Annotated in this window: 11 protein-coding genes; 3 read left to right on the forward strand and 8 right to left on the reverse strand. The window is 46.2% G+C overall.

What is annotated here, in order from left to right:
• The first annotated feature begins 87 nt into the window (after positions 1-87).
• Together AACT21_RS15850 and AACT21_RS15855 are read left to right on the forward strand one after the other, a co-directional pair.
• The gene (locus AACT21_RS15850) at positions 88-1,875 is read left to right on the forward strand and encodes a sensor histidine kinase (protein WP_094147493.1); all 1,788 of its coding nucleotides are present in this window, start codon (positions 88-90) and stop codon (positions 1,873-1,875) included.
• Positions 1,876-1,924: 49 nt separating this feature from the next.
• Entirely contained in the window at positions 1,925-3,265 is a 1,341-nt protein-coding gene (locus AACT21_RS15855) for a sigma-54-dependent transcriptional regulator (RefSeq protein ID WP_094129467.1), read from the forward strand.
• A gap of 49 nt (positions 3,266-3,314) precedes the next feature.
• Here AACT21_RS15855 and AACT21_RS15860 read toward each other — a convergent pair whose 3' ends face one another.
• The 7 genes from AACT21_RS15860 to AACT21_RS15890 all read right to left on the reverse strand — a co-directional run bounded on the left by AACT21_RS15860 (position 3,315) and on the right by AACT21_RS15890 (position 12,130).
• On the reverse strand, positions 3,315-4,676 hold the full coding sequence (locus tag AACT21_RS15860) for a TRAP transporter large permease (RefSeq protein ID WP_013857190.1): 1,362 nt from the start codon (positions 4,674-4,676) through the stop codon (positions 3,315-3,317).
• Between the two features lie 3 nt (positions 4,677-4,679).
• A complete protein-coding gene (locus AACT21_RS15865; protein ID WP_026028632.1) occupies positions 4,680-5,366 on the reverse strand; it encodes a TRAP transporter small permease in 687 nt (228 codons plus the stop codon).
• A gap of 133 nt (positions 5,367-5,499) precedes the next feature.
• Complete coding sequence (locus AACT21_RS15870; protein WP_017044592.1) at positions 5,500-6,495, reverse strand: TRAP transporter substrate-binding protein; 996 nt, start codon at positions 6,493-6,495, stop codon at positions 5,500-5,502.
• 461 nt (positions 6,496-6,956) lie between these two features.
• Positions 6,957-8,210, reverse strand: a complete 1,254-nt coding sequence (locus AACT21_RS15875; protein WP_026027514.1) for an ABC transporter substrate-binding protein — start codon at positions 8,208-8,210, stop codon at positions 6,957-6,959.
• A 147-nt stretch (positions 8,211-8,357) separates the two neighbouring features.
• Positions 8,358-9,812 (reverse strand): ATP-binding protein, encoded by a 1,455-nt coding sequence (locus tag AACT21_RS15880; RefSeq protein WP_094164675.1) that lies wholly within the window; start codon positions 9,810-9,812, stop codon positions 8,358-8,360.
• Between the two features lie 2 nt (positions 9,813-9,814).
• On the reverse strand, positions 9,815-10,543 hold the full coding sequence (locus AACT21_RS15885; RefSeq protein WP_026028047.1) for a response regulator: 729 nt from the start codon (positions 10,541-10,543) through the stop codon (positions 9,815-9,817).
• 117 nt (positions 10,544-10,660) lie between these two features.
• Complete coding sequence (locus AACT21_RS15890; protein WP_094164676.1) at positions 10,661-12,130, reverse strand: protein adenylyltransferase SelO; 1,470 nt, start codon at positions 12,128-12,130, stop codon at positions 10,661-10,663.
• 123 nt (positions 12,131-12,253) lie between these two features.
• Here AACT21_RS15890 and AACT21_RS15895 point away from each other — a divergent pair, with 123 nt between their 5' ends.
• Positions 12,254-13,621, forward strand: coding sequence for an L-serine ammonia-lyase (locus tag AACT21_RS15895; protein ID WP_029189727.1), 1,368 nt, complete (start codon positions 12,254-12,256; stop codon positions 13,619-13,621).
• A 47-nt stretch (positions 13,622-13,668) separates the two neighbouring features.
• On the opposite strand, the gene AACT21_RS15900 is transcribed toward AACT21_RS15895, so the two are convergent.
• A partial coding sequence (locus tag AACT21_RS15900) for a hypothetical protein (RefSeq protein WP_254917237.1) occupies positions 13,669-14,439 on the reverse strand: 771 nt, incomplete at its 5' end.

Consider the following 14,439-nt stretch of genomic DNA (forward strand, 5'->3'; position numbering starts at 1 on the left):
GTCAATGCTGGGAGCATTATCACTTGCAAAAATGGATATCTCTCGCAAAAGAACTGCCCTTGTCGCGCCGCTGAACATGGAGAAAGGATGCTACATATTCGCCGAGTAAACCTTATTTTTGTAACGTTATTCCTTTTGTCTACCGCGGCTGGGGCGCATTTTGTTTGGCGGCACAACTACCAAAGTTTATTGATTGAACATCAAGCTCAGCTAGAGCGATTCTCTAGCCACATCACCACAAAACTTGATAAATATGCACATATCCCAAGATTGCTAGCCAAAGATAAAGAACTCATTGACGCTTTACACAGCCCCAGCAATAGCGCCCAAATTGAAATCACTAATCGCTATTTAGAACAGGTCAATGAAGTGATTCAAGCCGCTGACACCTACCTCATCGACCAATATGGCAACACGATCGCAGCAAGTAACTGGCACCTCACTCATTCATTTATTGGCCGAAACTTCGCTTGGCGGCCTTACTTTAAAACGGCCATAACTGGGCAAGAGAGCCAATATTTTGCGTTAGGATCAACATCGGGGCAACGAGGATATTACTACTCCTACCCTATCGTTTATGCCGCGGATGTCATTGGCGTAGTGGTAGTGAAGATGGATCTTTCCGCGATTGAGGAAAACTGGCAGAGCAAACAAAGCTATTTTGTCGCCACCGACGACAACAACATTATTTTCATGTCCAGCCAACCGGAGTGGCTGTTTAAAAGTGTTGCCATGCTGAGCGAAAGCGATCGAATTGCGGTTCAAAATAGCCGCCAATATCTTGATACCTCCATTCGCTCACTCGGATTGATCGGCGATTTCAGCGCATCCGTTGCCGAATGGGAAAATCCTTATCAAACTTGGATTAAAGGCGATTTCATCGTTTCAACCAAACCGCTGCCCAGTATCGGGCTCAACATTCGGGTTTTATCGCCCAAAATAAACATTTTCTGGGATAGCTTTGGATTTACTCTGATCAACAGCATGCTGTTTGCCATCGTCTACTTAGGGCTATTACTGGTTCATCACCGCCAACTCAAACAGCGCCAAATCGAACAGTTACAGTCTGAAGCAAAACAAAAATTAGAGTTTCTGGTGATGGAGCGAACCTCTGCACTGCACGCGGAAATTGCGGAGCGAAGTAAAACAGAGAGCATGTTACGCCAAACTCAAGATGAATTGATCCAAGCTGCGAAACTGGCTGTGCTTGGGCAAATGTCCGCCAGTATTAGTCACGAGCTGAATAATCCACTGGCCGCTATCCGCAGTTTTGCCGACAATGGGCGGCGTTTTTTAGCCAATGGTAAGCCGGAACGGACCGATGACAACTTGACTCGCATTTCAGCGCTCACCGAACGCATGGCTAAAATCAGTGAACAGCTCAAATCGTTTGCGCGAAAAAGTAACACCGATGAGAAAGTGAACGCGCAATTATTACCGATCATTTTGTCGACAAAAGAGTTGATGCAACCGCAATTTAAATCGAATTTGATTCAATTTGAAATGGAATTACCCGCGATGGATCTTTGGGTGCGTGTCAATCCAATCCAACTAGAACAAGTCTTGATTAACTTGCTAACCAACGCGATGCAGGCCCTTGAGGAACAACATCAAAAATGCGTTCGTTTGAGCACTGAGTGCAAGGCCTCTCAAGTGTTGATCCATATTGATGATAACGGCCCGGGAATTACACAAGAAAAAATAGCCCATCTTTTCGAACCGTTTTTCACCACGAAAAAAAATGGCTTAGGCTTAGGCTTGTCGATTTCACAGCAGATAATACAAAGCATGGACGGTGAGTTAACGATGGCCAGTTCACCGCAGTGTGGGGCGCGATTTTCAGTCTCTCTACCGATCGTTACGCCAAGCGTGTGATTTACAGACAAAGTATGGTTTAAAGATAAAAAGCAGTTAAGGACAACCAATGTGTGATGTATTTTTTATCGATGATGAGGCAGATATCCGTATCGCCATTGCGCAAAGTTTCGAGCTCGCCGACCTCACAGCGCGGTTATTTTCCAGTGCGGAAGAAGCCTTATTGGCGGCCAAAGCCGACGGGCTGCCTCTTGTGGTGGTGAGTGATATTTGCTTACCTGGCCTCAGCGGCCAGAGCTTACTCAACTCGATTCATCATCAAGATGCTGAGGTCCCTGTTATTTTGATCACAGGACATGGCGATATTTCGATGGCCGTACAAGCGATGCACGATGGCGCATACGATTTTATCGAAAAACCTTTTGCTACTGAACGCTTGATAGAAACCATCCACCGCGCTATAGAAAAACGCCACTTAACGTTAGAAAATCAGCAGCTAAAACGCAGCTTAAAAGCGAGCCAAACTCTTGGACCACGCATTATCGGTAATACTGGCAACATCCAAGCGTTAAGGGACACCATCACTCATGTCGCCGACACTCAGGCTGATATTCTACTGTTTGGCGAAACTGGTACAGGAAAAGAGCTGGTTGCTCGCTCGTTACATGAGCAGAGTTCTCGCCGCGAGCTCAATTTCGTCGCACTGAACTGCGGCGCAGTGCCTGAAAACTTGATAGAAAGTGAACTTTACGGCCATGAAAAAGGCGCCTTTACTGGCGCTGAAACCAAACGCATTGGTAAATTTGAACATGCACAAGGCGGCACCTTATTTCTAGACGAGATTGAATCAATGCCGATGCAGGCGCAAATTCGTTTATTACGCGTATTGCAAGAAAGAGTCATTGAACGAGTTGGATCCAATACTTTGATCCCTCTGGATATTCGAGTCATCGCCGCAACAAAAGTCGATTTAAAGCAAGCAGCTCAAGCAGGTACCTTTCGTCAAGATCTCTACTATCGCTTAAACATTGTCACATTAGATATTCCACCACTTCGCCAACGTAAAGAGGATATTCCTGCGCTTTTCCATCACTTTTTGTTAGTGGCCGCGGCTCGTTACGGTAAAGCGGCAACCGCACTCTCTCAACCTGAAATGCAGCGCTTAATCAGCCATGACTGGCCGGGAAACGTGCGCGAACTACGCAACGCCGCAGAGCGCTATGTGCTATTGGGGAAACTGGCTCAGTTAGACGACAGCGAGCCATCACAAAAATTACCCACCCATTTAGTCGAACAAGTGGCCGAATTTGAAAAATCCGTGATCGAACAAGCATTGATTGAGTGTGGTGGGCGTATCAATGAAACAATGGAAAGGCTCAACGTACCGCGTAAAACGTTGTACGACAAAATGCAGCGTTACGGATTAGACAAAGAGCTCTATAAAATATAGAGCTCTAATAACATGCCGCAGCCATAGAAATTTCAGGTCAGCATTTTGGTTACTTAGTGATGATTTCCGGCCCCATTAAGGTGGTTGGTAACCAAGTGGAAATCCAAGGCACGTAGGTCACAATCATCAAAAATAGGAACATAATCGCCACCCACGGTAGCGCCGCTTTCACCACATTCATCATCGACATTTTGGCTACCCCTGCGGTGACAAACAAGTTTAACCCGACGGGCGGTGTGATCATCCCTATTTCCATGTTCACCACCATCATGATCCCAAGGTGAATGGGGTCAATACCGAGTGCGATGGCGATGGGGAAGACCAATGGAGCAACAATGATCAGCAGCCCTGATGGCTCCATAAACTGACCACCAAGTAGCAGTAATATGTTGACTACAATCAAAAATGTTATAGGCCCGAGACCGGCAGAAAGCATCGATTCAGCAATAATTTGCGGAATGCGCTCTTCGGTCAGAACATGTTTCAATATCAATGCATTGGCGATAATAAACAGCAGCATGATGGTCAGTTTGCCTGCATCAAACAAAGTCGCTTGCGTATCTTTATGGAAAAAGGCTTGCACAATTTTGACCAAGGCTGGTTTGGTATTTTCTTTGTCGGCGAACGGCCCCATATCTTTGTAAACAAAATTGGCGATCAAGAAAGCGTATACCGCTGCCACCGCAGCCGCTTCGGTTGGCGTAAAGATACCACCGTAAATCCCGCCGAGAATGATCACCACCAGCAACAAACCCCAGCTGGCATCTTTGGCGGCGAAGATCGCTTCTTTCCAACCCACAAAAGGTTGTTTCGGCAGGTTTTTAATTCGTGCAAAAATGTAGATAGCAACAATCAGCATCAAACCCGCTAATAAACCGGGGATCACACCGCCTAAAAACATGCGCCCTACCGATACATCGGTCGCGGCTGCGTACACGACCATTACAATCGAAGGTGGGATCAAGATGCCCAATGTGCCAGCATTACAAATAACCCCAGCGGCAAACTCTTTGCTGTAGCCATTTTTAACCATTCCGGCAATAACAATACTACCGATCGCCACCACTGTAGCAGGCGAAGAACCAGACAGCGCCGCAAACATCATACAGGCCACTACCGAAGCAATCGCAAGCCCTCCCCGAAACCAACCCACCATAGCGATAGCGAAACGGATAATGCGTTTTGCTACACCTCCGGTTGACATAAAGCTGGAAGCCAAAATAAAAAATGGAATCGCAAGCAAAGTGTAATGGCCTTCAAAAGCGTTAAACAAGGTTTGAGCCACTGACGCTAAAGAAGTATCGGAGTGCCAAAGTAGGAACAGAACGCTGGATAATCCGAGCGAGATAGCAATGGGTACACCGACTAACATAAAGCCGATGACCATAACAAACAGCAGTAAAATATCCATGAATTAACGCTCCTTGCGAGAATCAATAGGCGGGGTCGCTTCGCGGTTCGGCTCTAACATGGTCTCGCTCACTTGTGCCATTTCCGCTTTCAGCGCTTCAAGATCTTCCTCGGCTTCATGGCCAGAAATCATTCTGTCTAACTTACCGCTGAGAATTTGATAGGCGATTTGTAAAAAGCGAAAAGTGAGTAATCCCATTCCGATAGGCAATGCCATGTATGGAATAAAGCGCGGCATTTTTTCATAGCGCTCCCCTTCATTGAGCCAATCGGAGAGAAATTGCAGCATTTCCGGCATAGGAATATCGTCGGTTTCATACCAAGCACGCTCAGTCGCAAACGGATACCAGTAATTCCACGAACCGATGAGCAGTAAAATAGAAAAGGTTAAACAACAAGCCACCGCGACCAGTGCAGACACTTTTCGCATAGTTGCAGGCACCATGTTAATGACCACATCAACTCCGATGTGAAAGTGTTTCTTTACCCCATAGGACGCACCAACCAGTACCATCCATGCAAACATGAACACGGTTAATTCCAATGCCCATAAAATGTTGCCGTTAAAAACATAGCGATAAACAACGTTAACGAACGTTAATAAGGTCATCGAGCCCAAGAAGAATGCAATCAGCATTTCTTCAATCGCATCGGTAAATCGGCCGACTTTAGAGAAAAAAGAGTGTTCCATGTGATACATCGCTCTCATAGTAATTATCGGAATTGACTCAAGGTCACCGCACGGCTTCAGGTTAGTTATCAATGAGACGAGCAATAAACGCGTTGAGTCCAACCCCACCATGCAAGGTGGGGTTGGAGGCTGATTATTTGTTTGAAGCCAGCGCTGCCTCAATCAAATCTGAACCGATGTCTTTTTCAAATTTCTGCCACACAGGCTTCAGCGTTGTAACCCATTGCTGGCGCTGTTCAGGTGTGAGAGTGCGGATCACGCCTCCGGCTTCCAACACGTATTGTCTATTTTGGAGCTCGACTTTATTTGATTCCGCATTACGCGCTTCAGTGACTTCTTTTAAAATGGTCGCGAACTGGTCACGCACGTCGGCTGGCAGGCTGTCCCACCACTTGCTCGATGTCACCACTAGGTAGTCCAAAATGCCGTGATCGGTTTCGGTAATGCCATCTTGCACTTCAAAGAATTTCTTACCGTAAATGTTGGACCATGTATTTTCTTGACCATCAATAACTTTGGTTTGCAAACCGCCATACACTTCTGCAAAAGACATTTTTTGCGGGTTTGCACCAAGCTGCTCAAACTGAGCAACCAGTACATCAGATGCTTGCACACGGAACTTTAATCCTTTTGCATCCGCCGGAACGAGTAGAGGTTTATTGGCTGACATCTGTTTCATACCGTTATGCCAAAACTCCAACCCTTTTACACCACGACGTGTCATTGAATTCTTTAGTTTTTCACCGTCAGCCGAGTTTTGGAAACGGTCAACTGCGTCCACATCCTCAAATAGGAATGGCAGGTCAAAAATACGGAATTTTTTGGTGAATTTTTCAAATTTTGATAATGAAGGCGCCGCTAGCTGCACATCGCCGTTTAGCATGGCTTCCAATACTTTATCGTCATCGTATAAGGTTGAATTAGGGAAAACTTGTAGGCAAGCCTTACCATTCATCTCCTTATTAACACGCTCTTCAAGCAGCGAAGCCGCAATACCTTTAGGGTGCTTATCTGTATTCGTGACGTGGCTAAACTTAATGACGATTTCGCCGGGGTCGCAATTTGCGGCCGCATTAAAACTGGTTACAGCAAGAATGGAAGCGGTCAGCAAAGTCAGTGGCTTTAACATTATTATTCTCCTTGATTGAACATATCAGCCCCATCAATGGGTGCTGGTTGTTTTCTATAAGGCAATTAACAAGCCAACATGACACATTCCATTAACAAGCCAGTAACCATAAGGTGTCACCAGCTATTCAGTTAACAACAACCCATAGAATCTTATGATAGAAAGCAAAAATGGGTAGAAAATGACCCAAGGAATATGAATTTTGGGTGGGAAATGACACCCAGCTAAATCCATCAAAGGGCGGCGATGAGAATGACAAAAAATGTGAAATAGGAAGGAAGCGCACCCTCCGCCCAAACAGCAAGCCTAGTTTGGGCACTCCCCCCGAGCTCTTTATCGGAGAGCGCGCTAATTGGTTAGAACCGACAGATTATGTTAGTAGCACACAGAAAGTGGTGTGCTACAAGAAAGAAGAGGGTGAGCAGGCAGGCTAAAAAACCTACCCACTCTGGGGGTTAGGGCTACATCGCAGCTTTCACCGCTTTCGCTAGTTTTTGTGCTGCTTGTTTTGGATCCGCTTTTGGATCATTGAAGAAGTTCGTTACGACATCAAAAATCGCGCCTTGGGCATAGCTGGTTGTCGACATACCATGGGCAATACTGGGCACAAGGTTGTTGGACTTAGCCGTCGCTTTAAAGGCCGCCATTGAGTCCAACGCGCACTGGTCAAATTTTGACATATTCATATCTGTGCGTACCGGGATCGAGCCTTTGTTGAGGTTAAATACCTCTTGGAATTTAGGATCTAGGATCGTGGCGGCTAGCGCTTTTTGCGCCTGCTTATTGTCTGCATCAGTTAGCTCAAAAAAGACAAAACTATCGACATTATGGATAAATTGATCGGCCGTACCTGGCGCGGCCACGCACAGGTAATCTTTACCCGCAACTTTGCCCGCTGCGGTAAACTCACCTTTTGCCCAGTCGCCCATGATCTGCATCGCCGCTTCACCATTTATCACCATTGAAGTCGCAACGTTCCAATCACGGCCTGGAGAGTTAACATCAATGTAGTCATGAACTTTTTTAAACTGGCTAAACACGTCAACCATTTTGTCGCCCGCGAGCACAGCCATATCAAGCTCAACAAACGCTTTCACGTAATCTTGTGAGCCAAGAACGCTCAACGCCACCGTTTCAAAAACCGTCGCGTCTTGCCAAGGTTGACCACCGTGCGCCAGTGGCACATAACCCGCGGCTTTGATCTTATCGCCCGCAACAAAAAACTCGTCTAACGTAGTTGGCACTTTAGCACCCACTTTAGCCAGTACCGCAGGGTTAACCCACAACCAGTTGACGCGATGCACGTTAACTGGCACGGCCACATACTGGCCATTCCACTTCATAACATTGGTGATCATCGGTGGTACGACTTCATCCCAACCACCCTGTTTGGCTACATCATTAAGATTCGTGAGAAAACCAAGCCCCGCCCATTCTTGAATATCGTGTCCTTTAATTTGAGCCGCCGACGGTGGGTTACCCGACACCGCGCGCGTTTTCAATACCGTCATGGCACTTTCACCACCACCACCTGCGACAGCGAAATCTTTCCAACTATGGCCTTGCTGCTCCAACATTTCGGTGAGCACTGCTATCGACTTGGCTTCACCACCGGAAGTCCACCAGTGGAGTACTTCCACTTCACCAGCGTGAGTCGAAGGGATGAAAGAGACAGAGAGGAAAGATAAAGCAAGCAGAGTGTTATGAAATTTCATCATCATCTTCCTTGGTTTTGATTCGGCAAACCTGATTCGCAAACTTTTATTAACCATTAAAGTGCTGATCGTTTACCTACTAGTCTAATCAAAGAAAATTTTTTTCGTTGAAACAAACCGTAATTTTAACGTAACGAAAGCGTTACACTACACCGCTAACGTAGGTGGGATAAAGACTTGTGCTTCCAGACCACCGTGAGCTGGATTGCGTAAAATGAGATCTCCGCCGTGTCCATGTAAAATACTTCGGCATATTCCAAGGCCAAGACCGTGGCCTTGGTCATCATCGGCAAGGCGAAAATAGGGCTCAAAGACCGCTTCTAATTTATCTATCGGGATCCCCGGACCTTGGTCTTGAATGGTGATAACCACCCACTCTGGATTTTCTTCCAACTTCACCCACACTTGCTGACCATACTTCACGCCATTGCCAATCAAGTTTGTCAATACTCGTTGAATAGCTAAAGGCTTAGCGATTATCGGTTCAAGCTGCATAGGCGTAAAATGGACCACTTGGCGAGTTAAGTTGTACCCTTCAGCAATCGTCTGAATCATCTCATTGAGATCAATACTGCTGTTATTTTCGTGTAAATCGGTATCTCGCACGCACTGCAATGCCCCTTTAACCATCATCTCTAGCTCATCGAGATCGCGGTTAAATTTTTCGCGCTTAACATCGCTTTCGAGCAATTCAGCCCTTAGGCGTAAGCGGGTGATGGGTGTTTTTAAATCATGAGAGATGGCCGAAAACAGATGCTCTCTATCGGCCACGTAACGTCGAATTCGTTGCTGCATACGATTGAATGCGCGGGTCGCCGTGATCAATTCTGTCGCCCCCTCTTCACGCAAGGGACGCTGGGCAATATCCATACTCATCTCATTCGCCGCTTTGGCTAAATTTCTCAGTGGCCGAACTTGGCGGCGCATAAGCAAGTAGGTCAACGCTAACAAAATAGTGGTGGAAAAAAAGAGAAATAAGATCTGCTCTTTTCTTAATAGAGTGTCATCCAGTTTCACGTATGGGGCGGGAAGTAGCGCCGCCACGTAAACCCATTCATGGCTTGATAGTTCGATTTGCACCACCAGCACTGGCGGGTTTAGCGGTTCAAGTGTGAGTGTATGGTAGGCCCACGACTTGGGTAAGTCGCTGAGAAAAATATCGTTTTTTAGTAACCGCAAATGTTCTGGTTTGGTAAATTCAACTTGAATACTCTCAACGTTATTGAGCTTTTGTTGCAACACTTCCCTCACTGCATCGACTGAAGCTCGCTTGAGCGGCGTATCGATAATCGGCTCCACAGTCAATGGCTCTTTATTGAATGAGACAAAAAAACGGGTTCCCCCCATATTGCGAATTTGATCCAGCACGATATGCCGATACTTGACGGGTAGTGATTGAAAAAAGGTCACGGTGGAAGCAAACATACCTGCCATGCTAGAAGAAACGGAACTTATCCCTTCCAACTCTTTTTGTTTAGATTGGCTGTACCAAATCGCCGTTGCAATGCCCTGAGCTATCACCACCGCCAACAAAGTCAGCAGCAGTGTTCGTGAGACAAGAGAGTTGGGTTTTAAGCGTGAAAAGAGACGTCTTAGCGTCATTTTTAATGGCCGTAACTGACCGGAACGGCCAGAATATAGCCGTTGCCACGCATAGTTTTAATGTAGTGAGGGTATTTTGCACTATCACCCAATCGCTGACGTAAACGGCTAAGTTGCACGTCGATACCTCGCTCAAAAGGGAGCGCTTCACGTCCACGAGTAGCAAATGAGATGGTATCGCGATCAAGCACTTCCTTAGGCCGGGTTAAAAACAGCATCAGTAGTGCAAAATCACTGCCCGACAAGTCATGCTCATCGGCACGCTCTAGATGTGTAATTCGGTGTGACAAGGTATCGAGTTGCCAATCACCAAACGTAATCTGTTTGGGCAGCGCATCGGTTGTTTTTTCATCATTGACTTGTACCCGGCGCAGCAAAGCCTTGATGCGCGCCATTAACTGACGCGGGTTGAAAGGTTTCGCCACATAATCATCCGCACCAATTTCTAAACCAATGATTTGGTCAGTTTCATCAGAAACCGCGGTCAACATAATAATAGGAACGTTCGAATGACGACGGATTTTTTGGCATAAAGTAAAACCATCGTCTCCGGGCATCATCACATCCAACAAAATAAGATCGGGATAACTGTTACGTTCCAAATAGGCTAATAGCTCGATGCCATCCGCGGTGGTGACGATATCAAAACCAGACTTCGTCAAGTACTCATCTAATAATTGCCGAATCTCTTCGTCATCATCCACGACTAGAATGCGCGTTCTTGCCTGCATGTCCACTATCCATATTTTCAACTGATCGGCCTAGTGTAGCTATAGGTCATTTTTTTGATTATTGATATTTATGTAAAGTTTGAATTCTGTCTAGATAGAGATCACAAAATGCGTTACTTATGAGGAACAACTGATTTCCATTTTTTTCCCCCATTCAGGAGGAAGCTGGGCAAAATAACTCTTTTCCGGTTGCTCGGCATAAGGGTTGGCTAACAATTGTGCTAATTGGTGCACTTGTTGGTAATCACCCTGTTCTGCTTTATCAATCGCTTGTTGAGCCAAATAATTACGCAAAATATATTTTGGATTCACTTTTCTCATCTCTGTGCAGCGCTGCTCAATCGAAATCGCGTTCCCCGAACTGTCGATTTCTCGCTCACAACGAGCCAGGTACTGTTCAAGCCAAGACTGAGCGGCAGCGCGGTCAATGAAGAGATCCAATACTGGTTGCTCCCCTTCTCGATCCAAGTTGGATAGTTGCCGGAAAAAGCGAGTGTAATCGGTGTGATTTTTGGTTAATAACTCAAACATTTGCTCAAACAACACAGAATCACCGGGCAGAGAGGTCAACAACCCCAATTTACGACGCATTTGCTGGCTAAAATAACGGCCTAGCTGCGCTTCAAACTGAGCGAGTGCCGCTTCCAGATCGCTTCTTTCCACTAACGGGGACAATGCATGTGCTAAAGCGGACAGGTTCCACAACGCCACACGCGGCTGCTGATCAAACGCGTAGCGGCCTTGATAATCGGAGTGATTGCCAATATAAGTCGGTTCATAATCGTCGAGAAAAGCAAAAGGACCGTAGTCAAAGGTTTGACCGAGGATAGACATGTTGTCGGTATTCATCACACCATGGGCAAATCCAACCGCTTGCCAATCGGCAATCATCTTAGCAGTACGCTCAACAATGTGACTAAACATGGCCGCATAAGGTTTTTCTTGCGTAAGGCAATCAGGGTAATGCCACTCAATCACTTTATCAGCCAGTTGCTTTTGCTCTGCTAATTGGTTGGTATAGAAAAAATGTTCAAAATGACCAAAGCGAATATGGCTCTGCGCTACACGTACCAGCAGCGCACCTCGCTCTTGTTTTTCTCGATAAACGGGCGTGTCACTGCCCATCATCGCCAACGCTCTTGTGGTCGCAATCCCAAGACCCGCCATCGCCTCACTACACAAGTATTCGCGAATAGTGGAGCGCAGTACGGCGCGGCCATCCCCCATACGCGAATAAGGCGTAAGCCCTGCACCTTTCAAATGCAGATCATACACTTCACCCGTTTTACTCTCGATTTCGGCCAACAGTAACCCACGGCCATCACCTAAATCAGGGTTATAAATACCAAATTGATGGCCCGCGTATTTCATCGCTAATGGCTTAAATTGCGCGGGAATAACTTGGCCAGACAGGCTGTGCAGTAGCTCATCATTAGGTTGTGTTGGTAAAGACAAATCGCCAGCCAGTGAGGCATTCCAAGCAACCCAACGCACATTGTCTAAAGGCGCTGGGTTCACTTGAAAATAAAAAACCGAGGGTAATTCACCATAGCGAGTGTGCAGTGTTACTTGATCCCAAATCGACATGCGAAGTCCTCATAATATGGTTTTTGGTTAGACTTTTGCACGTTAGCAAATACTTGAGATCTAGACTAGGGTATTATTAGGCAAAGTTGTCACCTATTACAGGTCACATTCAAGGTGAAGTCGATGTTATCCATTTTTGATATTTTTAAAATTGGTGTGGGCCCTTCTAGCTCACACACCAATGGGCCAATGATTGCAGGCTATCAATTTAGCCAAATCATTGCTGATTTAACGCAAGTGGCAAGAGTGCAGATTGACCTTTACGGTTCATTATCACTTACAGGACGTGGCCACCACACTGATCGCGCCGTGATATTAGGTCTGCTGGGCAATAAGCCTGACACCATCAAAATCACCAGCGCCAATCAAGCGCTAGCGCATGCTATTGAACACGGTGAGCTTAATTTAGCGGGAAAAAAGCTCATTCCATTCCAGCTAAAAACTGACCTCCTCTTCCAAAATACTAATCTTCCCTTACATGAAAATGGTATGACGATTACCGCTTTTGGAGCGCAAGGAGAAACGTTAGCCTTTGAAACTTACTACTCGGTGGGAGGCGGTTTTGTTGCTACCGCCAAAGAGTTGGAACACGGTAGTGCAAATGCACCCGTGGAGGTCGAATTTCCTTTTACTTCTGCTGATGAATTACTCTTTAAAGCCGAAAAACATGGCTTAAGTTTAGGCAGTCTCGTTTTGCGCAATGAAATAGCGTTTCATGATCTTGAAACGATTAACCACAAAGCCGATCAAATTTGGAAAGTGATGTCGCTCTGTATGCAGCGCGGCTTTGAAACGGAAGGCATTCTCGAAGGTGGGTTGCATGTCACGCGCCGCGCACCAGCACTGCTCAAGAAGCTGGAAGCTAACGCGGCGATTGAAAGTGACCCAATGGAGATCATGGACTGGATTAACCTGTTTGCTTTCGCGGTCAGTGAAGAAAATGCAGCGGGAGGGCAAGTGGTTACCTCGCCAACCAATGGCGCGGCAGGAGTGATACCCGCCGTATTAATGTATTACCACCGCTTTATCCGAGAGCTTGACACTAAGCAGTTGAAAGATTTTCTCGCCGTGGCTGGCGCTATTGGTATTTTGTACAAAACCAATGCTTCTATTTCGGGGGCCGAAGTAGGCTGTCAAGGGGAGATTGGAGTCTCTTCTTCAATGGCAGCAGCAGGGTTGACCGCGCTAAGAGGTGGCAGCAACGAACAAATTTGCATGGCGGCTGAAATTGCCATGGAGCATTCATTGGGTATGACATGCGACCCAATGGGTGGCTTAGTTCAAGTCCCTTGCATCGAACGCAATGCAATGGGAGCTGTGAAAGCGATTAACGCTTCACGCATGGCCCTAAAACGGACCAGCAAATGCTTAATTTCTCTAGATAAAGTGATTGAGACCATGTACCAGACGGGGAAAGATATGAATCGGAAATATCGAGAAACCTCGTTAGGCGGCTTAGCGTTAATCCACCTATCACCACCTTGTGAATAGTAATACCGTTCAATCCTCATCAAGCCCTGTGTGAATACAGGGCTTATTTAAGCGGTAAATTCAGGAATGCGTAACTCTTGGTTCTGGGTAATCGCTTCTCGCTGCACAATCCACTGAAAGCTGAGCGACAACACACAAACCTCAACCGCACAAACCACTAACCAGACGAGTGACAATAATAATGTCAATGGCAGAAAATGTAGATTAAACAAGGGCTGTAGTAGTGCGTTGATAAGCATGGGGATCACACCTATCAGCACAAATAGTGCTTTGGCGTGGGGCTTTGACATTTGCCACGCGACACTCAAACCTCTAGGTTGATGATCTAGTGCTGTTGCTGGCAAAACTAATGACCAGCGGGAGATAAACCAGCCAATAGGCAGCATTGCTGCATAGGTACAAAGCTGGATTAACCACATTGGCATAGTCACTATATTTGCCAGCGAGCCAATGATAAACATGGGTATGATTAGAATGGCAAACAGCATAGCGCCTAACGCAGCCCACCATCCAATAAAGCGCAATTCACGCGAACTTAAGTAAAAAATCGTGCTCAAACGGCAAGATTTTTCACCCAGCAGAACCAAACGATGCAAGCGCACTGTCGCCATCGCCGCCGTTACCGTATAAAGCACATAAACAATCACATTCGTTAATGTAAACAACTGTTGTGGATCATCAAAGTCAACAACACCAATCGTGAAATAGAGATTCACCACCAAAAAAGGTGAAGATTGCAGCATGAGAGTCAGCCAATTTTTTTGGACTAATTTTAACGCACTCACCACAGTATACTGAATCGGTAGCTGCTGATATTC

Origin of the sequence: Vibrio sp. V08_P9A1T1 (assembly GCF_963874405.1) — a bacterium.
GTDB classification, from domain to species: Bacteria; Pseudomonadota; Gammaproteobacteria; order Enterobacterales; family Vibrionaceae; genus Vibrio; species Vibrio anguillarum.

Excerpts from the sequence above, each read along its gene's own strand:
- AACT21_RS15870 (WP_017044592.1), bottom strand. The coding sequence starts at position 6,495 with ATGTTAAAGCCACTGACTTTGCTGACCGCTTCCATTCTTGCTGTAACC.
- AACT21_RS15850 (WP_094147493.1), top strand. The coding sequence starts at position 88 with ATGCTACATATTCGCCGAGTAAACCTTATTTTTGTAACGTTATTCCTT.
- AACT21_RS15865 (WP_026028632.1), bottom strand. The coding sequence starts at position 5,366 with ATGGAACACTCTTTTTTCTCTAAAGTCGGCCGATTTACCGATGCGATT.
- AACT21_RS15875 (WP_026027514.1), bottom strand. The coding sequence starts at position 8,210 with ATGAAATTTCATAACACTCTGCTTGCTTTATCTTTCCTCTCTGTCTCT.
- AACT21_RS15855 (WP_094129467.1), top strand. The coding sequence starts at position 1,925 with ATGTGTGATGTATTTTTTATCGATGATGAGGCAGATATCCGTATCGCC.
- AACT21_RS15860 (WP_013857190.1), bottom strand. The coding sequence starts at position 4,676 with ATGGATATTTTACTGCTGTTTGTTATGGTCATCGGCTTTATGTTAGTC.
- AACT21_RS15880 (WP_094164675.1), bottom strand. The coding sequence starts at position 9,812 with ATGACGCTAAGACGTCTCTTTTCACGCTTAAAACCCAACTCTCTTGTC.
- AACT21_RS15895 (WP_029189727.1), top strand. The coding sequence starts at position 12,254 with ATGTTATCCATTTTTGATATTTTTAAAATTGGTGTGGGCCCTTCTAGC.
- AACT21_RS15890 (WP_094164676.1), bottom strand. The coding sequence starts at position 12,130 with ATGTCGATTTGGGATCAAGTAACACTGCACACTCGCTATGGTGAATTA.
- AACT21_RS15885 (WP_026028047.1), bottom strand. The coding sequence starts at position 10,543 with ATGCAGGCAAGAACGCGCATTCTAGTCGTGGATGATGACGAAGAGATT.